Below are 24,493 nucleotides of genomic sequence, written 5' to 3' on the forward strand. Positions count from 1 at the left end.
CCCCGCCCGCCCGTCCCTCAGCCCAGCACCTTCGCCAGGGCCGCCAGCGCGGACCGCAGCTCCTCCGCCGTGATGGTCAGCGGCGGCGCCAGCCGGATCGTGGACCCGTGGGTGTCCTTGACCAGGATCCCCTCGCGCATGAGGCGCTCGCTGATCTCACGGCCGGTGCCGAGGGCCGGGTCGACGTCCACGCCGGCCCACAGCCCGCGCGCGCGGAAGCCGGTCACGCCCCTGCCGACCAGCTCGGTCAGCCCGTCCCGAAGGATCACCCCCAGCTCCGCCGCCCGGCGCTGGAACTCACCGGTCTCCAGCAGCTCGACCACGGCCGTACCGACCGCCGCCGCGAGCGGGTTGCCGCCGAACGTCGAGCCGTGCTCGCCCGGGCGCAGCACGCCCAGCACCTCGCGCCGGGCCACCACCGCCGACACCGGCACGATGCCGCCGCCCAGCGCCTTGCCGAGCAGCAGCACGTCCGGGACGACGTCCTCGTGCTCGACGGCGAGGGTACGGCCCGTGCGGCCGAGGCCCGACTGGATCTCGTCCGCGATGAACAGGCAGCCCTTGCGGCGGGTCAGCTCCCGCACCCCGGCGAGATAGCCCTCGTCCGGGATGATCACGCCCGCCTCGCCCTGGATGGGCTCGAGCAGCACCGCCGCCGTCGTGTCGTCCACCGCCGCCTCCAGCGCGGCCAGGTCGTTGTACGGCACGATCCGGAAGCCGGGCGTGAAGGGGCCGAAGCCGGCGCGGGCCGTCTCGTCCGTGGAGAAGCTGACGATGGTCGTCGTACGGCCGTGGAAGTTCTCCGCCGCGACCACGATGGTCGCCCGGTCGGCCGGGACGCCCTTCACGTCGTACGCCCACTTGCGGGCCACCTTGATGCCGCTCTCCACCGCCTCCGCGCCGGTGTTCATCGGCAGCACCATGTCCAGGCCGGTCAGCTCCGCGAGCCGCTCGGCGAACTCGGCCAGCCGGTCGTTGTGGAAGGCGCGGGAGGTGAGGGTGAGCCGGTCGAGCTGGCGGTGGGCGGCCTCGATCAGCGCCGGGTGCCGGTGGCCGAAGTTGAGGGCGGAGTAGCCGGCCAGCATGTCGAGGTAGCGGTTGCCCTCGACGTCCTCCACCCAGGTGCCCTCGGCCCGGGCCACGACCACGGGCAGCGGGTGGTAGTTGTGCGCGAGAACCGGATCCTCCGCGCGGATCAGGTCGTCGGACGTACGGGTGCGCGCGGGTGCGGTCATCAGCGGATCTCCTGGGTGCAGCACTTGATGCCACCGCCGGCCTTGTGGAACTCCGACAGGTCGACGGGGACGGGGACGTAACCGTGGTCGGCGAGGCGTTCGGCCAGCGCCTCGGCCTTGGGGGCGATGTACACGTGCCGGCCGTCGGAGACGGAGTTCAGGCCGAACGCCATGGCGTCCTCGCGAGTGGCGAGCACCGCGTCCGGATACAGGCGCTGCAGCACCTCCCGGCTGCCCGGTGAGAACGCCTCCGGGTAGTAGCAGACGTTGTCGTCGTCGAGGACGAACAGCGCCGTGTCCAGGTGGTAGAAGTACGGGTCCACCAGCGTCAGGCCGATCACCGGGTGGCCGAGGAACTCCTGTGCCTCCCGGTGCGCCTCGCGCGTGGTGCGGAACCCGGTGCCGGCGAGCACGTACCGGCCCGTCCACACGAGGTCGCCCTCGCCCTCGGTCACCGACTCCGGGCGGTACACGTCGTAGCCCGCCGCCTTGAACCAGGTGTCGTAGTGCTCCGACTCCGGGCGCCGCTCGGGGGCGTGGAACAGGGAGCCGAAGACCCGGCCGCCGACCACGAACGCCGCGTTGGCGGCGAACACCATGTCGGGCAGGCCCGGGACCGGATCGACGGAGTCGACGGTGTGGCCGTGGGCCCGGTAGGCGCGGATCAGCGCCTGCCACTGCTCCTGGGCCAGGTCCACGTCGACCGGCTTGTCGGGATGCATCCAGGGGTTGATCGCGTACTGGACGGCGAAGTGTCTGGGTTCACAGACGAGGAAGCGCCGGGAACGCGGCACACGGCTTTCGGACACAGAGGGTTTCCTCCGCTTTCCTGTGTGTCACTGAGGGGTGACACCACGGTAGGAAGGGAGGCAGACGCGCGACAAGCGCGAAAAGCTGCGTAGATGCGCAGCATCGCTGCGTTGTTTCTCGTGGTGACGCACGAGTCCTGCGCGCTCTCCGGGTCACTCGGGGGCCGGGTGGGTGGCTCCCGCTTCCGGACTGTCCGGGAGAAGGTGGGACAGCACCATCACGCTGATCGTCTTCCGGATGAACGGCTCGGCGCGGATCCGCTCCAGCACCTCCTCGAAGTGCTCCACGTCCCGGGCCCGCACGTGCAGCAGCGCGTCGGCGCCGCCGGTCACCGTCATCGCCGCCGCGATCTCCGGATGGTTGCGGACCACCTCCGCCAGGCGCCGGGGCGGGGCCGCGCCCTCGCAGTACACCTCGACGTACGCCTCCGTGCGCCAGCCCAGCGCGGAGGGCTTGACCGTCGCCGTGAACCCGGTGATCACCCCGGTCTCGCGCAGCCGGTCCACGCGCCGCTTGACCGCCGTGGCGGACAGCCCGACGCCCGCGCCGATCTCGGCGAAACTGGTCCGGGCGTTCGCCATGAGCGCGGTGATGATCTTGCCGTCGAGGTCGTCGAAGGACGCAGCCCTGCTGTTCATGCGGGCACTGTAATCAGCCACGCCCGCGCGGGCGGCGCTACGACTGGGTGACGACCGTGGCGAGCGTCAGCAGCCCCAGCACCACCCAGCCGAACCACAGCCAGCCGTTGCTGCCGAGCGCGACCGTGTAGGCCGTCACGAGGACGAGCCCGCCGACGGTCATCGCCCCCATCGCCTTGGTGGAACCGTTCGTGGAACCGGGCATCGCGACACCCTCCTCATGGTCCGTCCCCGACCATGGTGCCCTGATTCCCGCCCGGACGGGATACGGCGGACCGGCTCAGGTGCGCAGCCCCCGCGCGCAGCCCCCCCCGCGTTCAGCCCTCGCGCGCGTTGAGCGAGGCCAGATAGGCGTTGTACGCCTCCAGCTCGTTGTCGCCGTCCCGGTCGGCGGCCCGGTCCTTGCGCTTGGCCTGCCGCTGCTCGGAGCCGTACCACTGGAACAGCAGGGCGATCAGTACCAGCACCGACGGGATCTCGCTGAACGCCCAGGCGATGCCGCCCGCCGCGCTCTGGTCGGACAGCGCATCGATGCCGAGCGAGGCGGGCGGGTGCTTGAAGGTGTCCACCATCGGCGTCGACGCCATCATCAGGGCGATGCCGAAGAACGCGTGGAACGGCATGCCCGCGAACAGCTCCAGCATCCGCATCAGATGGCCCGGCCGGTGCGGACCGGGGTCGATGCCGATGATCGGCCAGAAGAAAACGACACCGACCGCGAGGAAGTGCACCATCATCGCGATGTGCCCGGCCCTGGAGCCCATCAGGAAGTCGAACAGCGGGGAGAAGTACAAGGCGTACAGGCTCGCGATGAACAGCGGGATGGTGAACGCCGGATGGGTGATGATCCGCATGTACCGGCTGTGCAGCAGCATCAGCAGCAGCTCGCGCGGACCCTTGCGGCCCTGGCCGGTGGTCGGCAGCGCGCGCAGCGCCAGCGTGACCGGCGCGCCGAGCAGGATCAGGATCGGCGACAGCATGCTGATCACCATGTGCTGCACCATGTGCACGCTGAACATGACCATGCCGTAGTCGTTCAGCTTGGTGCACATCACCAGCGCGATGGTGAGCACGCCGACGACGTACGAGACGGTCCGCGAGAGGGGCCAGGCATCACCGCGACGCCGCAACCGCAGCACGCCCCAGCCGTACAGGGCCAGGCCGGCCACACAGGCCACGAGGAAGAACGGGTCCGCCGACCACTGGAGCCCCCGCCCCAGCGTGAACGGCGGCAGATCCGTCATCATGCCGTGGCCGCTGTGATCCATCCGATGGCTCCTGGTTCGTGCGGTTGTGCGGTGTCTGTCCACAGCTGTCTGTGTCCGCACCAAGAGTAGAACCGGCCCCGGTCACCACTGTGACCGGGGCCGGTTTGTTCTCGCCTGGACTACCGCCTCACAGGACGCACTCCGCCTCGTCGTACCGCTGCGCCGGCACCGTCTTCAGGGTCTCCACGGCCTGCGCCAGCGGCACCATCACGATGTCCGTCCCGCGCAGGGCCGTCATCTTGCCGAACTCGCCCCGGTGCACGGCCTCCACCGCGTACCAGCCGAACCGGGTCGCGAGCACCCGGTCGTACGCCGTCGGCGTGCCGCCCCGCTGGACATGCCCGAGGATCACCGGCCGGGCCTCCTTGCCGAGCCGCTGCTCCAGCTCGACCGACAGCTGCCGGGCGATCCCGGCGAAGCGCTCGTGGCCATAGACGTCCTTGCCGCCCTCGTCGAACTCCATGGAGCCGGGCCGCGGCTTGGCGCCCTCCGCGGCGACGACGATGGCGAACCGCTTGCCCGCCTCGAACCGCTCGCCGACCTTCTTCGTCAACTCCTCGATGTCGAAGGGCCGCTCGGGTACGACGATGGCGTGGGCGCCGGCCGCCATGCCGGAGTGCAGCGCGATCCAGCCGGTGTGCCGGCCCATGACCTCCACGATCAGCACGCGCTGGTGCGACTCGGCGGTGGTCTTCAGCCGGTCCAGGGCCTCGGTCGCCACGGTCACCGCGGTGTCGAAGCCGAAGGTGACGTCCGTGACGGCGATGTCGTTGTCGATGGTCTTGGGCACGCCCACGATGGGCAGCCCGTTGTCCGACAGCAGACGGGCCGCCTTCAGCGTGCCCTCACCGCCGATCGGGATGATCGCGTCGAGGCCGAGTTCCGCGACATGGCCCTTGGCCCGCTCCACCCCGTCCCGCAGATGCTCCGGGCGGACCCGGGAGGAACCGAGGATGGTGCCGCCGCGGGCCAGGATGCCGCCCACGGCGTCGAGGTCGAGCTTCAGATATTCGCACTCCAGGAGGCCCTTCCAGCCGTCCCGGAAACCGATGACCTCGTCGCCGTGGTCGGCGACGGCACGGTGCACGACGGACCGGATGACGGCGTTCAGGCCGGGGCAGTCGCCGCCGGACGTGAGGACACCAATGCGCATAGCCCGTAATACCTTCTCAACGTGGGCCGGGTAACCGGACCACGTTGTCCGGCGGATTCCGGGTCACCCTACCGGCGAGAGGGGGTGGCTCCGTAGCGGGCGTCCGCCTGCTGGACGCGCCCGCACATGTGAGCGGACGGACCGTCAGGCGGGCCCGCCACGAGCCTGCCGGACCACGGTGAAACCCCGCCGAATCCCGCCGGAAAAGCGGGTCCCGCAGGCTGCTGCGCAGCGCTATCTATGCAGGCTGCTGCGCAGCAGCTGTACGTACGCAGGCTGCTGCGCAGCTGTCCCTACGCAGGCTGCTGCGCAGCCGCGATGCGCTCGTTGCGCAGCGCCTCGTACCAGCGGTCGTCGATCGGCGGGAGTGCGTTGACGTCGAGCGCCAGCTTCAGCAGCAGGTCGGCGATCAGCGGGTTACGGGCGAGGACCGGGCCGTGCATGTACGTGCCGAAGACCGTCCCGTTGTACGCGCCCTCCGTGCCGTCCCCGGTTCCGTTGCCCTTGCCGATCTTGACCCGGGCGAAGGGGCGGGCCGTGGGACCGAGGTGGGTGACACCCTGGTGGTTCTCGAAGCCGGTCAGCGGGGGCAGCCCGAGCTGCGGGTCGATGTCGCCCAGCACGTCACCGACGCACCGCTCGCCCTCGCCGCGCACCGAGACCACGTCGAGCAGGCCGAGGCCCGGCTCCCGCTGGCCGAGGTCGTTGATGAACTCGTGGCCGAGGATCTGGTAGCCGGCGCAGACGGAGAAGACGATCGCGCCGTTCTCCACCGCCCGGTGCAGATGGCCGTCGCGACGCAGCCGCTCGGCCGCGAGCCGCTGCGGCCGGTCCTCGCCGCCGCCGATCAGGTAGATGTCGCCGGAGGTCGGGATCGGCTGGTCGCTGCGCACGTCCAGCCGGGCCACGTCCAGGCCGCGCTGCCGGGCCCGCCGCTCCACGACGAGCGCGTTGCCCTGGTCGCCGTAGGTGCTCAGCAGGTCCGGGTAGATCCACACCAGCCGCAGTTGGTTGTCGCTCATGAATGATCGCCCTTCGAAGATCAGTTGCCGACGCGGCGGCGCAGGTCCTGGAACGCGGTGTAGTTCGCGATGACCTCGATCCGGCCCGGCGGGCACATCTGCACGGCCTGGTCGATGTTGTCGCAGACCTGGAAGTGCTGGTTCGCGACCTCCAGACGGACGGCCAGGTCCAGCTTCCGGTCGCCGATGACGAAGATCGGGTGGCCGGTCAGCCGGGTGTAGTCGACGTCCCACAGCCAGGAGGTGTCGGTGCCGTCGGCGCCGCGGGCGTTCACGGACAGGATCACCGGCGCGGGCGGCGGGTCGATCAGGGAGAACGTCTCCAGCCAGCCGGCCGGGTTCTTCGCCAGCAGCAGCCGCAGATCGCGGTTCTGGAACTGGACGACGTCGTACCGCCCGGCCACTGCCTGCACCTGGTACATCCGCTCCAGGGCGACCTGCGGCGGCACCCCGAAGACGGCGGCGACGGCCGCGGAGCTGGCCGCGTTCGCCTTGTTGGCGCGGCCCGGCAGCTGGAGGTGGATCGGCCAGGCGGAGCCGTGCGGATCCAGCACGTGGTCCCCGGACAGCGCCCAGGTCGGCGTGGGCCGGCGGAAGCCGCACTGGCCGCAGTACCAGTCGTCGCCGGGGCGCTGCATCACGCCACCGCACGACGGGCAGGACCAGGCGTCCTCCTGCCACATCTGCCCGGCCGCGACCCAGATCACATTCGCGGAGGAGGACGCGGCCCACACAACCAGCGGGTCGTCGCAGTTGGCGACGACGACCGCCTTGGACCCGGCCAGGCCCTCACGCCAGTTCTCCGCGAGCATGCGGGTCTCGGCGGCGCGGTCCAGCTGGTCGCGGGAGAGGTTCAGCAGGGCGATGCACTTCGGGTCGGTGTCCCGGGCCACACCGGCCAGGTACTTCTCGTCGACCTCGATGACGCCGAACTTGGCGTCCGAGCCGCCCGCCAGCGCCGAGGTGATGCCGGCCGGCATGTTGGCGCCGAGCGCGTTGGACACGACCGGGCCCGCGGCGCGCAGCGCCTCGGCGATGAGCCGGGTGGTCGTGGTCTTGCCGTTGGTGGCGGAGACCAGGACGACGTCCAGGTTCTGGGCGAGCCGCCCGAGCAGGTCGGGGTCGAGTTTCAGTGCGACCCGGCCACCGATCACCGACCCGCTGCCGCGCCCTGCGGCGCGGGATGCCGCAGCGACCGCCTTACCCGCGGTCACGGCCAGCTTGGCCCGCGGCGAGAGCGGGTCCGAGTTGCCTGCCATCAGTTCTCGATCCTCCTTGCGTACGCGCCGCGCCTGGGGCCATCCGGCAACGTGGTGTGGGCCTCAGCCTATCGAGATCCATTCGCACACCCGAATCCCGGCCCACGTCTTCGGCGACGGGCATGAGCTGAACGAACCGTACCCTTGCCGCCATGCGACACGGATCCATTCCGGGCGCCCACGGGCGCGTCCGGCCTCTCACCCTGCTCGGCGAGGCACCGCTCGGCGAGCCGTGCCGGGACGTCACCGACTTCGGTCCCGAGCTGGCGGTCCTCGTGGAGGACCTGTTCGCCACGATGTACGCGGCGCAGGGGGTGGGCCTGGCCGCGAACCAAATCGGAGTGCCTTTGCGGGTGTTCGTGTACGACTGTCCGGACGACGAGGACGTCCGGCACCTCGGCCATGTGGTGAACCCCCGCCTGGTGCAGACCGACGGCGTGGTGATCCGGGGCCCGGAGGGCTGCCTCTCCCTGCCGGGTCTGGAGGCGGGGACCGAGCGCTACGACCACGCGGTGGTCGAGGGCTTCACGGTGACCGGGGACCCGGTCACCGTGCACGGCACCGGCTTCTTTGCCAGATGCTTGCAACACGAATGTGATCACTTGGCGGGCCGCGTGTACGCGGACCACCTCACGGGCTGGCGCAAGCGACGACTGATGAGGCAGATCTCCCGAGCCTCGTGGCACCGGGCGAGTGGTCCGGCTCGGCCTCCACACACCCGCGCCTGAAGGCACGACTCTCAGAACCCCGGACCGCCCACCCTGTCTCCCGCGGCAGCAAGGCGACCCCACAACAGGTCGGCCAGGGACCGCACCAACTCGGCGCGGGAGCAAGGGCGTTCGCCCAGCCACCAGTCACCCGCCGCATGCATCATGCCGACGATCCCGTGCCCCCACACCCGGGCCAGCTGCTGGCTCTCCGGCCCGAGGTCCACCCGCTCCTCGATGACCTGGGCCAGCTCCTCGCCCATCCTGCGCAGCAGCGGCGCGCTGTGCTTGCCGACGTCGAAGCCGTGGTCCCCGCCCGCGCCGCCCTCCGCCGGGTGCATCAGGAACCGGTACACCTGAGGTCGCGCCTCGATGGCGGCGAGGTACGTGTCGAGCGTGGACTCGACCCGCTCGCGCCGGTCGGCGGGCGCGTCCAGCGCTGCCCGCAGGGAATCGAGCAGTGCGTCGGTGTGCCGCTTGGCAAGCGCTGCGTAAAGACCGCCCTTGTCGCCGAAGTGCCGGTACAGGATCGGCTTCGTGATGCCCGCTTCCGCGGCGATGGCGTTCATCGACGCCTGCGGGCCGTCGCGCAGCACCACCCGGTCGGCGGCCTCCAGCAGCTCGCGCCGTCGGCGGTCGGCGGACCGCTGCTGATCGGTCCGCTGCGTGGTGTCCATGTGCTCTCCCCACCCGTGCTGATTCGGTGACGCCTGCGCAAACTAACACTGACTGGGCCCCTGACATCGAACGGGATGCCGAGGCGTCATCCGCGGTTGACTTTTCCTACCGATCAGTAACAGACTCCTGTTACCGTAAGTAACACCGCGCCGCGCCGCTGGAGGGGACATGGCCGAGTTCACCATGGAGCTGAACGACGAACAGAAGGAAGTCCGGGACTGGCTCCATGGCTTCGCCGCGGACGTGATCCGCCCGGCGGCGGCCGAGTGGGACGAGCGCGAGGAGACTCCCTGGCCGGTCATCCAGGAGGCCGCGAAGGTCGGCATCTACTCCCTCGACTTCTACGCGCAGCAGTACTTCGACCCCACCGGGCTCGGCATCCCGATGGCCATGGAGGAGCTGTTCTGGGGCGACGCGGGCATCGCCCTGTCCATTGTGGGCACCGGCCTGGCCGCCGTGGGCGTCCTCGCCAACGGAACCGAGGAACAGATCGGCACCTGGATCCCGCAGATGTACGGCGACCAGAACGACGTCAAGGTCGCCGCCTTCTGCTCCTCCGAGCCCGACGCCGGCTCCGACGTCGCCTCCATGCGCACGCGCGCCGTGTACGACGAGGCCAAGGACGAGTGGGTGATCAACGGCACGAAGACCTGGGCGACCAACGGCGGCATCGCCAACGTCCACGTCGTCGTCGCCGTGGTCGACCCGGAGCTGGGCTCCAAGGGCCACGCGTCCTTCATCGTCCCGCCCGGTGCGCCCGGTCTCTCCCAGGGGCAGAAGTTCAAGAAGCACGGCATCCGCGCCTCGCACACCGCCGAGGTCATCCTCGACAACGTGCGCGTCCCCGGCTCCTGCCTGCTCGGCGGCAAGGAGAAGCTGGACGAGCGGCTGGCCCGGGCCCGGGAGAGGGCGAAGGCCGGCGGTGAGCGTGTGAAGAACGCGGCGATGGCCACCTTCGAGGCCTCGCGGCCGGCCGTGGGCGCGATGGCGGTGGGCACCGCCCGGGCCGCCTACGAGGTCGCCCTCGACTACGCGAAGACCCGCGAACAGTTCGGGCGGCCGATCATCGACAACCAGGGTGTGGCCTTCCAGCTGGCCGACATGCGGACGCAGATCGACGCGGCCCGGCTGCTGGTGTGGCGTGCGTCGTGGATGGCGATCAACGGCAAGCCGTTCACCGCGGCCGAGGGGTCGATGTCGAAGCTGTTCGCGAGCGAGACGGCGAAGAAGGTCACGGCCCAGGCCATCCAGATCCTCGGCGGTAACGGCTACACCAGGGAGTACCCCGTCGAGCGCATGCACAGGGACGCGGCCATCTACACGATCTTCGAGGGCACGAGCGAGATCCAGCGGCTGGTGATCGCCCGCACCCTCTCGGGCATGCCCCTGCGCTAACGATGCCTGAGCGGCGTCAGCTGCTCGATGTCGTACTTGGCCCGCAGCGCCTCGATGGCCTCCTGGTCCGGGGGGCCGCCGTTGCCGAGGATCTCCAGCAGCTCCTCGAAATAGCGCTCGTGGTCCGGCGGCGGAGAGGCCTGGAAGAACATCTTCGCCGGGCTCTCCGTCGGGTTCGCGAAGGCGTGCGGGCAGCCCGGGGGTACGACGATGACCGTGCCCGGTGTCGCCCGCACCACCCGGCTGCCGGAACGCGACTCCCACGACCGCCAGTTGTCGGGGGTGCGGACGCGTGGCTCGAAGGCGAGCACGTCCAGTTCGCCTTCGAGGACGTAGAACAACTCCTCGCTGCGCGCGTGCACATGAGCGCCGACGTCGAAGCCCGGCGGGACCTCCACCTCGAAGGTGGAGGCCATCCGGGAGTGGGTGCCGGTGACCTTGAAGGTCACCCGCTGGGCCGGCGTCGCGACGACGCGGCCGTGGCCCGGCGGTACGTACAGTCCCTCGGTCTCCGTCATGGGCCGCTCACCAGGTCACCGGCAGTGCCTCGGGCCCACGGATCAACGCGCCCTTCTTGAAGGGGACCTGGTCCGGCGGTACGGCCAGCCTGAGGCCCGGCACGCGGTCCAGCAGGGCGTCCATCAGGAGTTCCTCCTCCAGCCGGGCCAGCATGCCGCCCGGGCAGTAGTGCGGGCCGAAGCCGAACGCCACATGCGGGTTCGGGCTGCGGGAGAGGTCGATGGTGTCCGGGGCCGGGAAGACGTCCGGGTCGCGGTTGGCGGCCAGATACGAGACGTAGACCGGATCGCCCGCGCGGATGCGGATCCCCGCGATCACCACGTCCTCCAGGGCGATCCGGGACAGGCCGACCGCGTTGCGGTGCGGGATGTAGCGCAGCAGTTCGTCGATCGCCCGGGGGCGGATCCCCGGCTCCGCGCGCAGCCGTTCCACCAGCCCGGGGCGGGTCAGCAGCAGATGGAACATCTGCCCGCTGTTGGCGGTGACCGCCTCGCCGCCGATCTGGAGGAGGACGGCGAGCCCGACGGCTTCCTCCAGCGTGATCTCGCTGCGGCCCACCGCGGCACCGAGCAGCGAGGTGACGTCCTCGCCGGTGGCGTTCTCGCGCAGCCCGATCAGGTCGGAGAAGTACGCGGCCATCTCCCGCTTGGCCTTCTCGCTGACCTCCTTGCCGTGCGAGGAGGACAGGATCACCTGGGTCCAGGTGTGCATGCCGTGCCGGTCGCCGGCCGGGACGCCCATCAGCTCGCAGATCACCGCGATCGGGAACGGGCCGAGGACCGCCGCGGTGAGATCCGCGGGCGGGCCGCCCCGCAGCAGCTCGTCCACCAGCTCGTCCAGCAGGGCGCGCGCCGTCAGCCGCACCCGCTCCACGCCCTTGGCGGTGAACGCGGCGGCCACCGAGCGGCGCAGCCGGGTGTGGTCGGGCGGATCGAGGAAGCCCACGGCGTCCCGGTCCGGGATGAAGTGCGGGGCGAGCCGGGTGACCTGCCGGTCCATGACCGCCGCACGGCTGAAGCGAGGGTCGTTGGTCACGGCGCGCACGTCGTCGTACCGGGTGACCAGCCAGGCCCAGCCCTCGCCGTTGGGCAGCTGGACGCGGGTGACCGGGCCCTCGGCCATCAGCTCGCTCAGCACCGGGTCGAACTCCGTCCCGGGGAGGTCGAGCGCCGGCCAGTGCCGGATCGGCGGCAGCGTCTCGGTGAGGGTCGCCGTCTCCTCGGTCATCGACGGTCTCCGCCCGAGCTGACCCAGCGGCCCACCGTCATCTCGGCGGTGATGCCGGGGCCGAACCCGGCGAGGAGTCCACGGGCCCGGTCCCCGGCGCCGCCCTCGTCGAACAGCCGGCGCAGCGCGTCCAGGACGACGGCGCTGGCGATGTTGCCGTACTCGGTGAGCGTGGCCCGGCTGAACCGGAACGCGTGCGGGTCGACCTGGAGGAAGGTGCTCAGGTCGTCGAGTATTCGCGGGCCGCCCGCGTGGATGATGTAGAAGTCCAGGTCGGAGGCGTCCCAGCCGTGGTCGCCTGCCAGGTCCTTCAGCGCCGGGGCGAGCGGCTCCATCGTCGTCGGCACCCGCTTGTCGAGCAGGAAGTGGAAGCCGGTCGCCCGGACGTCGTAGGCGATCCAGTCCTCCGTCTTCGGGATCAGATACGAGCCGTTGCGCTCCAGCCGGACGCCCGTACCACCGCTCCCGCGCACCACCGCCGCGGCGATGCCGTCGCCGAACAGGCCGTTGGAGAGCAGCGAGCCGACACCGAGGTCGGTGGGCTGATAGCACAGCGAGCAGAACTCGCAGGCCACGATCAGCGCGTTGGCGTTCGGGTAGGCCGAGCAGAAGTCGTGGGCCCGGTTGATCGCCGCACCGCCGGCCGCACAGCCCAGCTGGGCTATGGGGAGCTGGCGGGTGGTGCTGTCGAAGTCCATCTCGTTGATCAGCCAGGCCGTCAGCGAGGGCATCATGAAGCCCGTGCACGACACGTAGATGATCACATCGATGTCGCTGGTCAGCAGCTCCGCGTCGTCCAGCGCACACTGGATCACCGCGGGGACCCGAGCCTTGGCCTCGGCCTCGTAGAGCTTGTTGCGCTCCTCGAAGCCCGGGTGCTTCAGGGTCTCCTCGATGGGCTGCACGATGTGCCGCGTCCTGACGCCGGTGTTCTCGATCAGCCTGAGCGCCAGTGGCAGTTGGGGGTGGTCCGGGTGGCGGGAGCGCGCCAGCTCCAGCGTCTCCTCCATCGTGATCACGTGCTCCGGGACCGACACCGAGGGTCTGCACAAAGTCGCCATGAACCGTCCCTGCTTTCCGCTGTCCGGAAGGTGGTCCACACCTCTTGGGTGCTCCACCCACCGTCACCCGGGAGGACGACGATCTCGCGCTGGATTACTCCGAACCGGGGACCCCGAGGTCCGGCGCGAAGGGCGATTCATGCCGCCGGACGAGGGAAAACGCGGTGACGACCGTTACGGCGCCCCACTGCTGTGCGCGATGCACGCCACGTCGATACGGTCGGCCAGCTTCGCCAGCTCGATGGTCAGTGCGGCGACGGTGTCCTCGTCCAGCCCCTGCTCCCCGGCTTCGACAAGATGCAGCCACCGCGCCCCCACGGTCCGCAACAACTTACTCACGTCGGCCGCGGACACCTGCAAGGCACCGCGGTCGTCGACGATCAGAGGCAGGGTCACTTCGCGGTTCACAAAACGGGATGGTAGCCGCGCAGCGCTCACGCACCCTGCCAAACCGTGGTGATGTTGCAGAACTCCCGGATTCCGTGCCCGGACAGCTCACGCCCGTACCCGGACCGCTTCACACCGCCGAACGGGAACGCCGGATGCGAGGCGGTCATCCCGTTGACGTACACCGCACCGGCCTCCAGGTCCCGGGCGAACCGCTCCACCTCGTTCTCGTCCCGCGTCCACACGTTCGAACTCAGTCCGAACGGCGAGTCGTTGGCGATGAGGACCGCCTCGTCCAGGTCGTCCGCCCGGTAGAGCGTGGCCACCGGCCCGAACGCCTCCTCGCGGTGGATGCGCATCTCCCGCGTGATGCCGGCGAGGACGGTCGGCGGGTAGTACCAGCCGGGTCCGTCCGGCCGCTGCCCGCCGCACAGCACCTCGGCCCCGCTCCGCCTGGCGTCGTCCACCAGCTCTTCCAGATCGTTCCTGCCCTGCTCGCTGGCCAGCGGCCCGATCTCGGTGTCCTCCGCCAGCGGGTCGCCGATCTTGAGCGCCTTCATGCCGGCGACGAACTTCTCGGCGAACGCGTCGTAGACGTCGGTGTGCACGATGAACCGCTTGGCGGCGATGCAGGACTGCCCGTTGTTCTGCACGCGGGCGGTCACCGCGACCTGGGCCGCGCGGTCCAGGTCCGCGGAGGGCATGACGACGTACGGGTCGCTGCCACCCAGCTCCAGCACCGTCTTCTTGATCATCTCCCCGGAGGTGGAGGCGACCGCCCGGCCCGCCGGTTCGCTGCCGGTGAGGGTGGCGGCCTTCACGCGCTCGTCGCGCAGGATGTCGTCCACCGCGCCGGAACCGATCAGCAGCGTCTGGAAACAGCCCTCGCGGAAACCGGCCCGGTGGTACAGGTCCTCCAGGTACAGGGCCGTCTGGGGAACGTTGGAAGCGTGTTTGAGCAGGCCCACGTTGCCCGCCATCAGCGCGGGCGCGGCGAACCGGACGACCTGCCAGAGGGGGAAGTTCCAGGGCATCACCGCGAGCACCGGGCCGAGCGGCCGGTACCGCACCCGTACCCGCGAGGCCCCGGAGTCCTGCACATCGGCCTCGGCGGGCTCCTCGTCGGCCAGCAGCGCCTCCGCGTGCCCGGCGTACCACCGCATCGCCTTGGCGCACTTCGCGGCCTCCGCACGGGCCTGCTTGACGGGCTTGCCCATCTCGGTGGTCATGACGCGGCCGATCTCCCGCTGGTCCTCGTCCAGCAGGTCGGCGGCCTTGTCCAGCAGCTGGGCGCGGTCGGCGAACGAGGTCGTCCGGTACGTGCGGAAGGTGGCCTCGGCGAGCTGGAGCCGGCGTTCCAGCTCCTCCTCGTCCATGGGCTCGTACGTCTTGAGCGTCTCGCCGTTCGCCGGGTTCACCGTCGCGATGGGCATGGCTGACCTCCCTGGGAGCGGGCTTGTCTCGACCTTCGCGCGCGGCCCGGCAAGTCGCAACGCGACAGGTCTGCGGTCAGCCCGAGTGCTCCGCCAGCCGGTCGAGAAACGCGGCCTGCGCCGTGATGATCACCTCACGGGCCCGGTCCAGCCCGAACCACGCCACCCGGTCCAGCTCCGGGAACTCCTGGATGCGGCCGGACCGCGGTGGCCACTCCATGGTGAAGGTCCCGGGGTTGATCGTCGCCGGGTCGAGATCCGCCTCCACCGCCCACGCCGTGACGATCTTGCCGTTGCGCTGGACGACCTCGCCCAGCGGTACGGCCTCCCCGTCCGGCGGCGTCAGCCCCAGCTCCTCCTGGAACTCCCGCCGGGCCGCCTCCCAGGCCGGCTCGTCCGGCTCGTACTCGCCCTTGGGCACGGTCCACGCGCCCGCTTCCTTCTTCGCCCAGAGCGGGCCTCCCATATGGCCCAGCAACACCTCAGGCCCACGATCGGTAGGGCGGAACAACAGCAGTCCGGCACTGCGCTTCGTCGTGCGCACCGTCACGGTGTGACCTCCGGGTGGGCCGCCAGCAGGGCCTCCACGGTATCGGCTTCCTCGGGGCGCTTGTCCTCGCGGTAGCGGACCACGCGGGCGAAGCGGAGGGTGACGCCGGCCGGGTAGCGGGAGGAGCGCTGGAGGCCGTCGTAGGCGATCTCCACGACGAGTTCGGGGCGCACCCTGACCACCCAGCCGTTGTCCTCGACGGCCAGCTCCTGGAGCTTCTCGGTCTGCCAGGCGAGCATCGCGTCCGTCATGCCCTTGAAGGTCTTGCCGAGCATCGCGAAGCCGCCGTCCGGGTCGCGGGCGCCGAGGTGGAGGTTGGACAGCTTGCCGGTGCGGCGGCCGTGGCCCCACTCGGCGGCCAGCACCACCAGGTCGAGCGTGTGGACGGGCTTGACCTTCAGCCAGGACGCGCCGCGCCGGCCCGCGCTGTACGGCGCGTCCAGCGCCTTGACCACCACGCCCTCGTGGCCGCGGGCCAGGGTCTCGGCGAGGAACCGTTCCGCCTCCGGGGTGTCCGCCGGGCCCGCGGCCACCGCGCGCCGGACCCGCATCGGCTCGGGCACCAGCCGGGCAAGCTCCGCGTGCCGCTCGACGAAGGGCAGGTCGAGCAGGTCACGGCCGTCGACCGAGAGGGCGTCGAAGAAGACGGGGGAGACCGGAGTCTCCTCGGCGGCCTTCGCCACGTCCGTCCGGGAGCCGACGCGGCCCGCCGTCTCCTGGAAGGACCGGGGCCGGCCGGCGGCGTCGAAGGAGATCACCTCGCCGTCCAGGATGAACCGCTCGCCCCGCAACCCCAGCGCGGCGGCCGTCACCTCGGGCAGCCGGTCGGTGATGTCGTCCAGGGTGCGGGTGTGGATCCGTACCGTGTCGCCGTCCCGGTGGACCTGGACCCGGATGCCGTCCAGCTTCTCCTCCACCGCGCACGCGCCCAGCTTCTGCACCGCCTCGGCGACCGAGGACGCGCTGTGCGCCAGCATCGGCAGCACCGGGCGGCCCACGGTGAGCCGGAACCGCTCCAGCGCCGCCGACCCCTCGCCGAGCAGGGCCTGGGCCACCGTCTGGAGCGACCCCGCGAGCATCACCGCCCGCCGTACGTCCGCCGGGCCCGCGCCGGTGGCCTGGGCGAGGCCTTCCACGGCGACCGCGTCCAGGGCGCCCTGCCGGACCTCACCGGTGAGCAGGCCGAGCAGGAAGCGCTGCTCCTCCTCGGTCGCCGCGCCCATCAGCTCGCCGACGATCCGGGTTCGCTCCGCCTGTGAGCCGGGCCCGGACACCTTGCCCAGCTCGGTGAGCCGGGTGTCGACCTCGCGCACGGTGAGGGAGGGCTCGGCGGCCGGCCGGACCGGGCGGCTCAGCACCTTCCAGCCGACGCCGAGCCGGCCCTGCGGCAGCCGTCCGGCCAGATAGGGGATGACGATCGGCACGTCGTCCGCCTCCGCGTCCCGGAACAGCTCCGCGAGCAACGCGATCTTCCGGGACCGCGCCGCTGTCGCGGCGACCTCCCGGGACACCTGGGCCAACCGGGTCAGCAGCATGCAGTCATCGTGCCTCAGCGCTCTGCCGGGTGCGCGGTTCCGTTCCGTGCGCGTGCGTGGTGATCTGCGCGTGCATGGTGATCTGCGGGTGCATGGTGGTCGATCGCGCCCGCGCGGCGGCAGCCGCACATCGGACACAACCCCGCGCCTCTTACGGGGCGCTGCCGTCGAGGTCGGCCATCAGGAGCTCTCCGTTGATCGCCGCCCCCGCGCGGTAACCCCGGCTCGCCGCGTTGATCACCTGCTCGGCGAAGCCGCTCGCGTTGCCCGCCGCCCACAGGCCGGGCACGCTCGTCAGGCCCCGTTCGTCGATCACCGGGTAGCTGCCGAACGGCGTCTCGGTCATCTCCGCGCCCAGCCGCAGGAGCAGGTCGCCCGCGGGGACGGCGCGCGGGGCGGCGTACAGCACCTCGCGGTCGTGGACCGTGCCGTCCGCGAGCCGGACCCCGGTGAGCCGGTCGCCGGTGACCAGGAGCTGCGTCACCTCACCGGGGACGACCGCGACCCCGGCGGTGGCCAGCCGGCGCAGGTCCTGGTCGGTCAGCTCCGACTCGCCGACCTGGTGCAGGAAGAGCCGTACGTCCTTCGACCACTGGGTGACCATCAGCGCCTGGTGCACGCTGAGCGGCGAGGTGGCGAGGACGCCGGTCGGCAGGTCGCGCACCTCCCAGCCGTGGCAGTACGGGCAGTGGAGCACGTCCCGGCCGAACCGCTCGGCGAGCCCCGGGACCGGCGGCAGTTCGTCCTTCAGGCCGGTGGCGACCACCAGCTGCCGGGCCCGTACGGTCCGGCCGCCGGCCAGGACGACGGTGAAGCCCTCCTCCCGGGCCGCGTCCACCACCCGGTCCCGGACCAGCTCCACCCCGTACCGGGCGATCTCCTCGCGCCCCACGGCCAGGAACTCGGCCGGGGACATGCCGTCCCGGGAGAGATAGCCCTGCATGTGCGCGGACGGCGCGTTGCGCGGCTCGCCCGCGTCGACGACCAGGGTGCGGCGCCGGGCCCGGCCCAGCACCAGCGCGGCGGACAGACCGGCCGCGCCGCCCCCGACGACGACGACTTCGTAGTCCTCGGTCATTCCGTGGTTCTCGGTCATGGTGACCACCTCCGCCCCCGACGGTCGCCCAGGGCCTGCGGTATTGACAAACATCTTTGCCGAACCTGCAATACGGGTATGAGTACCGACGACGTTCTCGCCGAGGTGGGCCCGCGGCTGCGGCGGATCCGGAAGGAGCGGGAGGTGACCCTGTCGGCGCTGTCCGAGGCCACCGGCATCTCCGTCAGCACCCTCTCCCGGCTGGAGTCCGGCCTGCGCAGGCCCAGCCTGGAACTGCTGCTGCCCATCGCCCAGGCCCACCAGGTCCCGCTGGACGAGCTGGTCGGCGCCCCGCCGGTCGGCGACCCCCGGGTGCGGGCCAAGCCGATCGTGCGGCAGGGGCGGACGATGTACCCGCTGACCCGGCAGCCGGGCGGGCTGCAGGCCTACAAGGTGATCGAGCCGCAACGCGCGACGGAGCCCGACCCCCGCACCCACGAGGGGTACGAGTGGCTGTACGTGCTCTCCGGGCGGCTCCGGCTCGTGCTCGGACAGCACGACGTCGTGCTGGCGGCGGGCGAGGCGGCCGAGTTCGACACCCGCGTGCCGCACTGGTTCGGGTCGACCGGGCAGGGGCCGGTGGAATTCCTGAGCCTGTTCGGGCCGCAGGGGGAGCGGATGCACGTACGGGCGCGGCCGGCGTCCCGGAAATGAGGGGAGCGGAGAGCGGCCAGGTGTTCCCTGATGGGCAAGCGACCGCTTAGTATGCGATCCGACCCGGTCAGACGAAGCAGTCCCGTGGAGGCTCCGCATGCAGGCATGGCAAGTGCACGAGAACGGCGAGCCGGGCGAGGTGATGCGCCTGACGGAGGTGGAGCGCCCCGTACCCGGTGACGGCCAGGTGCTGCTGCGGGTGCGCGCCGCCAACATCAACTTCCCCGACGCGCTGCTGTGTCGGGGCCAGTACCAGGTCCGCCCGCCGCTGCCCTTCACGCCGGGCGTGGAGATCTGCGGCGAGACCGAGGACGGCCGCCGGGTGATCGCCAACCCCGCGCTGCCGTACGGCGGTTTCGCCGAGTACGCCCTCGCCGACGCCCGCGCCCTGCTCCCCGCGCCCGAGTCCCTGGACGACGCCGAGGCCGCCGCCCTGCACATCGGCTACCAGACCGGCTGGTTCGGCCTGCACCGCCGCGCTCACCTCCAGGCGGGGGAGACCCTGCTGGTGCACGCCGCCGCCGGTGGCGTGGGCAGCGCCGCCGTCCAGCTCGGCAAGGCGGCCGGCGCCAGGGTCATCGGTGTCGTCGGCGGTGCCGACAAGGCCGTCGTCGCCCGCGAGCTGGGTTGTGACGTGGTGGTCGACCGGCGCGTCGAGGACGTCGTCGCCGCCGTCAAGGAGGCCACCGGCGGCCGGGGCGCCGACGTGATCTACGACCCCGTCGGCGGCGAGGCCTACGCGCAGTCCGCGAAGCTGGTCGCCTTCGAGGGCCGGATCGTCGTCGTCGGCTTCGCCAGCGGCACCATCCCGAGCCCGGCCCTCAACCACGCCCTGGTCAAGAACTACGCCATCCTCGGCCTGCACTGGGGTCTGTACAACACCAAGAACCCGAAGCTGGTCCAGCACTGCCACGAGCAGCTCACCGAGCTGGCCGCCCAGGGCGCCGTCAAGCCGCTGGTGAGCGAGCGCGTGCCGCTCACCGAGGCGGCCGGCGCCGTGCAGCGGGTCGCCGACGGAGTGACCACCGGCCGGGTCGCCGTCATGCTGGAGAACGGAGCCGCCGCATGACCGACGCCGAAGAACTGCGCCGCCGCACCCGCGAGTTGCTCGCGCAGTACCCACCCGCGACCACCGACCGCCTGGACTTCCTCAGGGCCCGCTTCGACGCCGGACTCGCCTGGGTGTACTACCCGGAGGGCCTCGGCGGACTGGGCGCCCCGCGCTCCCTCCAGGGCGTGGTGGACGCCGAACTGGCGGCGGCCGGTGCCCCCGACAACGACCCCCGACGCAACGGCATCGGCCTCGGCATGGCCGCGCCGACGATCCTGAAGTACGGCACCGAGGAGCAGAAGCGGCGCTATCTGCGGCCCCTGTGGACCGGGGAGGAGGTCTGGTGCCAGCTGTTCAGTGAGCCCGGCGCCGGCTCCGACCTGGCCGCGCTCGGCACCCGGGCCGTGCGCGAGGGCGCGGACTGGGTGGTCAACGGGCAGAAGGTGTGGACCTCCAGCGCCCACCTCGCCCGCTGGGCCATCCTCATCGCCCGCACCGACCCCGACGTGCCCAAGCACCAGGGCATCACCTACTTCCTCTGCGACATGACCGACCCGGGCGTCGAGGTGCGGCCGCTGCGCCAGATCACCGGCGAGGCCGAGTTCAACGAGGTCTTCCTCACCGACGTGCGCATCCCCGACGCCCGCCGCCTCGGCGCGGTCGGTGACGGCTGGCGGGTCGCCCAGACCACGCTCAACAACGAACGCGTCGCCATCGGCGGCATGGCCCTGCCCCGCGAGGGCGGCATGATCGCCCCGGTCGCGAAGATCTGGCGGGAACGCCCGGAGCTGCGCACCCACGAGCTGCACCAGCGGCTGCTGAAGCTGTGGGTCGAGGCCGAGGTCGCCCGGTTCACCGGCGAGCGGCTGCGCCAGCAGCTCGTCGCCGGCCAGCCCGGACCCGAGGGCGCCGGCATGAAGCTCTCCTTCGCCCGCCTCAACCAGGAGATCAGCGGCCTGGAGGTGGAACTCCGCGGCGAGGAGGGGCTGCTCTACGACGAGTGGACGATGAGGCGCCCCGAACTGGTGGACTTCACGGGCCGCGACGCCGGCTACCGCTACCTGCGCGCCAAGGGCAACAGCATCGAGGGCGGGACCAGCGAGGTCCTGCTGAACATCGTCGCCGAGCGCGTCCTGGGCCTGCCCGCCGAGCCGCGCACCGACAAGGACGTCGCCTGGAAGGACCTCGCCCGATGAGCACACAGCCGGACCTGCTCTACACCGAGGAGGAAGCGGCGCTGCGCGCCGCCGTCCGCGACCTGCTCACGGACCACTGCGCACCGGCCGACGTGCTCGCCCGCACCGAGTCCGACGCTCCGCACGACCGCGCCCTGTGGAAGTCCCTCGCCGACGGCATGGGCCTGGCCGGCCTCCTGATCCCCGAGGAGCAGGGCGGCCACGGCGCCTCCCACCGTGAAGTCGCCGTCGTCCTGGAGGAACTGGGGCGGGCCGTCGCCCCCGTGCCGTACCTCACGAGCGCGGTCGTGGCCACCGAGGCCCTGCTCGCCTGCGGTGACCGGGAGCTGCTCGGTCAGCTGGCCGCCGGGCGCACCGTCGGCGCCCTCGCGGTGGGTCTGCACACGGCGCCCGGTGCCGACGTCAAGACCGTCCGCGTGGAGAACGGCACCCTGCACGGCGAGTTGACCGGCATCGCGGACGCGGCCGTCGCCGACGTCCTGCTCGTCCCGGCCGACGACGGCGGCCTGTACGCCGTCGCCGCCGACGCCGTGACGGTCACCCCGCAGGTCTCCCTGGACCTGACCCGCCCGCTCGCCACCGTCACCCTCACCGGCGCGGCCGGCCGCCGCGTCGGTGACGCCGAACCCGCCGTACGCCGGGCCCTGCGCGCCGCCGCCGGACTCCTCGCCTCCGAGCAACTCGGCGTCGCCGACTGGGCTTTGACCGAGACGGTCCGGTATCTGAAGGAGCGCAAGCAGTTCAACCGGCCGGTCGGCGGCTTCCAGGCACTCAAGCACCGGCTCGCCCAGCTGTGGCTGGAGGTGGTCAACCTCCGGGCCGCAGCGCGCGCAGCGGCGGACTCCCTTGCCACCGGCGAGGACACCGACATCACGGTGGCCGTCGCCCAGGCCTACGCCGGCCCCGTCGCCGTGCGCACCACCGAGGAGGCGCTTCAGCTCCACGCCGGGATCGGCATGACCTGGGAACACCCGGTCCACCTGTATCTGAAGCGGGCCAAGGCCGACTCGATCGCCTACGGCACGGCGGGCGCGCACCGCGCGGCACTGGCCGGACTGGTCGACCTCCAGGGACCCTGACGCACCACGGTGAAGCCCGCCCCGATCCGGGGCGGGCTTTGTCACGCGCGCCGGCCGGCGAAGTGAACAGAGAGCCAACTCCCTGCCCAACGGGGGTTCTTGAGTGGCGCGTGCACGCATACTCTCCCCGGTCACATCACCCCCAGGGAGGCAGCGCATGGCCCTCACCACCCGTCGCAGAGCCCTCGCCACCCTCGGCGCCGCCCTCGCGGGCGCGGTCGCCCTGCCCGCGCGTCGCGCGTCGGCAGCACCCGAGCGCCACCCACGTCCGCTGTGGCAGGCCCACGCCCACAACGACTACGAGCACCCCCGGCCCCTGTTCGACGCCCTCGACCACCGCTTCGGCAGCGTCGAAGCCGACATCTTCCTCGTCGGCGACCAGCTCCTCATCGGTCACGAGCCGTCCGACCTCGACCCGTCCCGCACCCTGGAGTCGCTCTACCTCGCCCCGCTCGCCGCCCGCGTCCGGGCCAACCACGGCTCGGTCTATGGGAGATGGCGCCAACCACTCCAGCTCCTCATCGACATCAAGACCGAGGGCTCGTCGGCCTACCTCGCACTCGACCGCCACCTGCGCCGCTACCCGCACCTGTTCACCCGGTACGCACACGGCCGCGTCCACCCCGGCCCGGTCACCGCGGTCGTCTCCGGCGACCGTGCGGCCCGTACCCCCATGGAGGCGCAGACCGAACGCCGCGCCTTCTACGACGGCCGGCTCAGCGACCTCGGCGGCCCCACCCCGGCCTCCTTCATCTCGCTCATCAGCGACAACTGGACACAGAACTTCACCTGGACGGGGGCGGGGGCGTTCCCGGACGCCGAGCGGCGAAAGCTGCGGAGCATCACCGGCGCCGCCCACGCGCGCGGGCAGCAGGTCCGGTTCTGGGCCACCCCCGACACCGCGGGCCCGGCCCGGGACGCGCTGTGGACGGAGCTGCTCGCCGCCGGGGTGGACTACCTCAACACCGACGACCTCGCCGGCCTGGAGGCATTCCTCGACGTTCACACCTTCGCGTAACACCACACGATCGGAGGACACGTCAGCCGCCCGGACGAACCCTCCGCTACGCCACACTTGCGGCCGAACGCCGCACATGGGGCGTGGCGGAGGAGGTTCCGATGGCCATTTCCATCTCTGTGGTGCTGCTGCTGCTGATCCTGGCCGTGATCTTCATGCGCAACGGCGCGCTGAAGGTCTCCCACGCCCTGGTCTGCATGCTGCTCGGCTTCTATCTCGCCAGCACGAGCATGGCACCCACCATCCACAGCGGGCTCACCGCGACCGCCGACCTGGTGAGCAGCCTGCGGCCCTGATCAGCCGGTCGAGAAGACGCCGATGCCGTTGGACACCGGGCGTTCGGCGCCGCCGCTCGGATGGTTGCGCACCGTCACGGCGGTGTCGTCCGTGTCGCGGGTCACCATCTCCGTCGAGCCGCCGCCGTCGAGGTTGAACGCGTCGGTGGCCCCCAGCGACCGCATGGCGGCCGCCTCCTCCGCCACGGTCAGGCCGGTGCGGTAGTCCGCGGACCCGTCCAGCGCCAGGAGCAGCAGCTGCCGGCCGCCGCCCTTGACGCCCACGACCGTGCGCACCGCCGAGGTCTCGTCGTCCAGGCCGGACAGCGGGGCGCCGCCGCGCAGCACCGGGAAGCCGCCGATCGCGAACGTGTACGGCACCCCGGAGGAGGCCGTCACCAGCGTGTGCGTGATGTCCACGGCGTCGCCGGCCGACAGCTTGCGCAGCTGCTGCGCGCCCTGCTCGCGGCCCACCAGGACCGTGGTGTCCGCGGTGATCGCACCGCTGCCCGGCGTGTCGGAGGCGGAGACCACCCGGCCGCCCCGCACCTTCACCTCGTAGGTGTCGCTGCTGCACGGCGCCGACCGCTGGGTGTCGGTGCCGCAGACGGCACGCATCCGCGAGGCGCTTCCCCAGCGCGAGGTGAAGGCGCCGACGGAGTTCACCGGCAGCGCGTACTGGTTGAGGCCCTTGAGGGGCAGCTGCCCCTGAGGCGTGCCGACCGTGCCGACGAGGGAGAGGCGGTCGAGCCGCGCCCGCCCGTCGGTGCCCACACCGATCACGTCCTGGGTGCTGGTGCCCGACGGCAGCGCGGGCCCGAACCGCTGCCCCTTGGGCACCGCCGCCTTGAGCACCTGCCCGGCCGCCACGGCCGGTCCGACGGCCGCGCCGGTGACCTCAACGCCCGGGTGCTGCGTCTCGGTGATGTTGAAGAAGTCACCGTTCACCCCGGCGACCGCCCCGGCCGAGTCGGCCAGCCGCGAGACGGTCGCGCGGGCGGCCACCGCGCCCGGGTACAGCAGGTCGACGCGGACGTGCGGATCGGCCAGGTCGACCGTGAGCAGGTGGGCACGGGCCGTCCCCGCCGCCCCGTCGATATCGAACTGCCGGTAGGTGACGCCCGGCACGAGGTGTCTGCCCGCCGGTGCGGCACCGGCCGGTGCCGCACCCGCCAGGGCTGCACCGGCGAGCACACCGAACGCCGTGACAACCGTGAGAACCGCTCTGCCCGCTGCAGTACGCCTGC

General features: G+C 71.6%; 26 protein-coding genes. 8 read left to right on the top strand and 18 right to left on the bottom strand.

Annotation, left to right across the window (positions count from 1 at the left end):
• Positions 1-17 precede the first annotated feature (17 nt).
• From rocD to ACZ7DL_RS36780, 8 genes are all read right to left on the bottom strand, one after another.
• Positions 18-1,235, bottom strand: a complete 1,218-nt coding sequence (gene rocD / locus ACZ7DL_RS36745; protein WP_470781080.1) for an ornithine--oxo-acid transaminase — start codon at positions 1,233-1,235, stop codon at positions 18-20.
• The gene (ddaH, locus tag ACZ7DL_RS36750; RefSeq protein WP_470781082.1) at positions 1,235-2,044 is read right to left on the bottom strand and encodes a dimethylargininase; all 810 of its coding nucleotides are present in this window, start codon (positions 2,042-2,044) and stop codon (positions 1,235-1,237) included. The genes rocD and ddaH overlap by 1 nt, the downstream gene beginning before the upstream one ends.
• Before the next feature lie 153 nt (positions 2,045-2,197).
• Positions 2,198-2,683, bottom strand: coding sequence for an Lrp/AsnC family transcriptional regulator (locus ACZ7DL_RS36755; protein WP_470781084.1), 486 nt, complete (start codon positions 2,681-2,683; stop codon positions 2,198-2,200).
• Between the two features lie 37 nt (positions 2,684-2,720).
• A complete protein-coding gene (locus tag ACZ7DL_RS36760; protein ID WP_361694189.1) occupies positions 2,721-2,888 on the bottom strand; it encodes a hypothetical protein in 168 nt (55 codons plus the stop codon).
• 112 nt (positions 2,889-3,000) lie between these two features.
• The gene (locus tag ACZ7DL_RS36765; RefSeq protein ID WP_470781087.1) at positions 3,001-3,951 is read right to left on the bottom strand and encodes a cytochrome c oxidase assembly protein; all 951 of its coding nucleotides are present in this window, start codon (positions 3,949-3,951) and stop codon (positions 3,001-3,003) included.
• A 127-nt stretch (positions 3,952-4,078) separates the two neighbouring features.
• Positions 4,079-5,104, bottom strand: a complete 1,026-nt coding sequence (locus tag ACZ7DL_RS36770; RefSeq protein WP_470781089.1) for a 6-phosphofructokinase — start codon at positions 5,102-5,104, stop codon at positions 4,079-4,081.
• Positions 5,105-5,397: 293 nt separating this feature from the next.
• The gene (locus ACZ7DL_RS36775; protein ID WP_030775198.1) at positions 5,398-6,126 is read right to left on the bottom strand and encodes a type 1 glutamine amidotransferase; all 729 of its coding nucleotides are present in this window, start codon (positions 6,124-6,126) and stop codon (positions 5,398-5,400) included.
• Between the two features lie 20 nt (positions 6,127-6,146).
• Positions 6,147-7,385, bottom strand: coding sequence for a MurT ligase domain-containing protein (locus ACZ7DL_RS36780; RefSeq protein ID WP_470781092.1), 1,239 nt, complete (start codon positions 7,383-7,385; stop codon positions 6,147-6,149).
• A 152-nt stretch (positions 7,386-7,537) separates the two neighbouring features.
• Here ACZ7DL_RS36780 and def point away from each other — a divergent pair, with 152 nt between their 5' ends.
• The gene (gene def, locus ACZ7DL_RS36785) at positions 7,538-8,113 is read left to right on the top strand and encodes a peptide deformylase (RefSeq protein ID WP_470781094.1); all 576 of its coding nucleotides are present in this window, start codon (positions 7,538-7,540) and stop codon (positions 8,111-8,113) included.
• 11 nt (positions 8,114-8,124) lie between these two features.
• Here the strand turns inward: def and ACZ7DL_RS36790 are convergent, their stop codons facing one another.
• Entirely contained in the window at positions 8,125-8,769 is a 645-nt protein-coding gene (locus ACZ7DL_RS36790) for a TetR/AcrR family transcriptional regulator (RefSeq protein WP_470781096.1), read from the bottom strand.
• A gap of 169 nt (positions 8,770-8,938) precedes the next feature.
• Between ACZ7DL_RS36790 and ACZ7DL_RS36795 the strand changes: the two genes are divergently transcribed.
• On the top strand, positions 8,939-10,165 hold the full coding sequence (locus ACZ7DL_RS36795) for an acyl-CoA dehydrogenase family protein (protein WP_470781099.1): 1,227 nt from the start codon (positions 8,939-8,941) through the stop codon (positions 10,163-10,165).
• On the opposite strand, the gene ACZ7DL_RS36800 is transcribed toward ACZ7DL_RS36795, so the two are convergent.
• The 8 genes from ACZ7DL_RS36800 to ACZ7DL_RS36835 all read right to left on the bottom strand — a co-directional run bounded on the left by ACZ7DL_RS36800 (position 10,162) and on the right by ACZ7DL_RS36835 (position 17,973).
• Positions 10,162-10,683 carry a cupin domain-containing protein gene (locus ACZ7DL_RS36800; protein ID WP_470781102.1) on the bottom strand — a complete coding sequence of 174 codons (522 nt, stop codon included), beginning with the start codon at positions 10,681-10,683 and terminating at the stop codon, positions 10,162-10,164. The two genes, ACZ7DL_RS36795 and ACZ7DL_RS36800, sit on opposite strands and share 4 nt — an antisense overlap.
• Before the next feature lie 7 nt (positions 10,684-10,690).
• Positions 10,691-11,911, bottom strand: a complete 1,221-nt coding sequence (locus ACZ7DL_RS36805; RefSeq protein WP_470781104.1) for a cytochrome P450 — start codon at positions 11,909-11,911, stop codon at positions 10,691-10,693.
• Positions 11,908-12,972: a type III polyketide synthase gene (locus ACZ7DL_RS36810; RefSeq protein ID WP_470781105.1), complete on the bottom strand. Its 1,065-nt coding sequence runs from the start codon at positions 12,970-12,972 to the stop codon at positions 11,908-11,910. The genes ACZ7DL_RS36805 and ACZ7DL_RS36810 overlap by 4 nt, the downstream gene beginning before the upstream one ends.
• A gap of 174 nt (positions 12,973-13,146) precedes the next feature.
• Positions 13,147-13,380 carry a DUF6213 family protein gene (locus ACZ7DL_RS36815; RefSeq protein WP_360749383.1) on the bottom strand — a complete coding sequence of 78 codons (234 nt, stop codon included), beginning with the start codon at positions 13,378-13,380 and terminating at the stop codon, positions 13,147-13,149.
• Positions 13,381-13,406: 26 nt separating this feature from the next.
• Entirely contained in the window at positions 13,407-14,792 is a 1,386-nt protein-coding gene (locus ACZ7DL_RS36820; protein WP_470781107.1) for an NADP-dependent succinic semialdehyde dehydrogenase, read from the bottom strand.
• A 76-nt stretch (positions 14,793-14,868) separates the two neighbouring features.
• Positions 14,869-15,342, bottom strand: coding sequence for an NUDIX hydrolase (locus tag ACZ7DL_RS36825; protein ID WP_470781110.1), 474 nt, complete (start codon positions 15,340-15,342; stop codon positions 14,869-14,871).
• Positions 15,339-16,877 carry an ATP-dependent DNA ligase gene (locus ACZ7DL_RS36830; protein WP_470781113.1) on the bottom strand — a complete coding sequence of 513 codons (1,539 nt, stop codon included), beginning with the start codon at positions 16,875-16,877 and terminating at the stop codon, positions 15,339-15,341. Before ACZ7DL_RS36830 ends, ACZ7DL_RS36825 begins: the two co-directional genes overlap by 4 nt.
• A 151-nt stretch (positions 16,878-17,028) precedes the next feature.
• Entirely contained in the window at positions 17,029-17,973 is a 945-nt protein-coding gene (locus ACZ7DL_RS36835; protein ID WP_470781116.1) for an NAD(P)/FAD-dependent oxidoreductase, read from the bottom strand.
• 78 nt (positions 17,974-18,051) lie between these two features.
• Between ACZ7DL_RS36835 and ACZ7DL_RS36840 the strand changes: the two genes are divergently transcribed.
• From ACZ7DL_RS36840 to ACZ7DL_RS36865, 6 genes are all read left to right on the top strand, one after another.
• A complete protein-coding gene (locus tag ACZ7DL_RS36840; RefSeq protein WP_470781118.1) occupies positions 18,052-18,627 on the top strand; it encodes a helix-turn-helix domain-containing protein in 576 nt (191 codons plus the stop codon).
• A gap of 97 nt (positions 18,628-18,724) precedes the next feature.
• The gene (locus ACZ7DL_RS36845; protein WP_470781120.1) at positions 18,725-19,696 is read left to right on the top strand and encodes an NADPH:quinone oxidoreductase family protein; all 972 of its coding nucleotides are present in this window, start codon (positions 18,725-18,727) and stop codon (positions 19,694-19,696) included.
• Positions 19,693-20,874 (top strand): acyl-CoA dehydrogenase family protein, encoded by a 1,182-nt coding sequence (locus ACZ7DL_RS36850; protein WP_470781122.1) that lies wholly within the window; start codon positions 19,693-19,695, stop codon positions 20,872-20,874. Before ACZ7DL_RS36845 ends, ACZ7DL_RS36850 begins: the two co-directional genes overlap by 4 nt.
• Positions 20,871-21,953 (top strand): acyl-CoA dehydrogenase family protein, encoded by a 1,083-nt coding sequence (locus tag ACZ7DL_RS36855; RefSeq protein WP_470781124.1) that lies wholly within the window; start codon positions 20,871-20,873, stop codon positions 21,951-21,953. The genes ACZ7DL_RS36850 and ACZ7DL_RS36855 overlap by 4 nt, the downstream gene beginning before the upstream one ends.
• A gap of 157 nt (positions 21,954-22,110) precedes the next feature.
• Positions 22,111-22,971 (top strand): phosphatidylinositol-specific phospholipase C/glycerophosphodiester phosphodiesterase family protein, encoded by an 861-nt coding sequence (locus ACZ7DL_RS36860; RefSeq protein ID WP_470781125.1) that lies wholly within the window; start codon positions 22,111-22,113, stop codon positions 22,969-22,971.
• A 101-nt stretch (positions 22,972-23,072) separates the two neighbouring features.
• Complete coding sequence (locus ACZ7DL_RS36865) at positions 23,073-23,267, top strand: hypothetical protein (protein WP_059247976.1); 195 nt, start codon at positions 23,073-23,075, stop codon at positions 23,265-23,267.
• On the opposite strand, the gene ACZ7DL_RS36870 is transcribed toward ACZ7DL_RS36865, so the two are convergent.
• Positions 23,268-24,440 (bottom strand): phosphodiester glycosidase family protein, encoded by a 1,173-nt coding sequence (locus ACZ7DL_RS36870; protein WP_470781128.1) that lies wholly within the window; start codon positions 24,438-24,440, stop codon positions 23,268-23,270.
• Positions 24,441-24,493 lie beyond the last annotated feature (53 nt).

Source organism: Streptomyces sp. NPDC036984 (assembly GCF_055607665.1).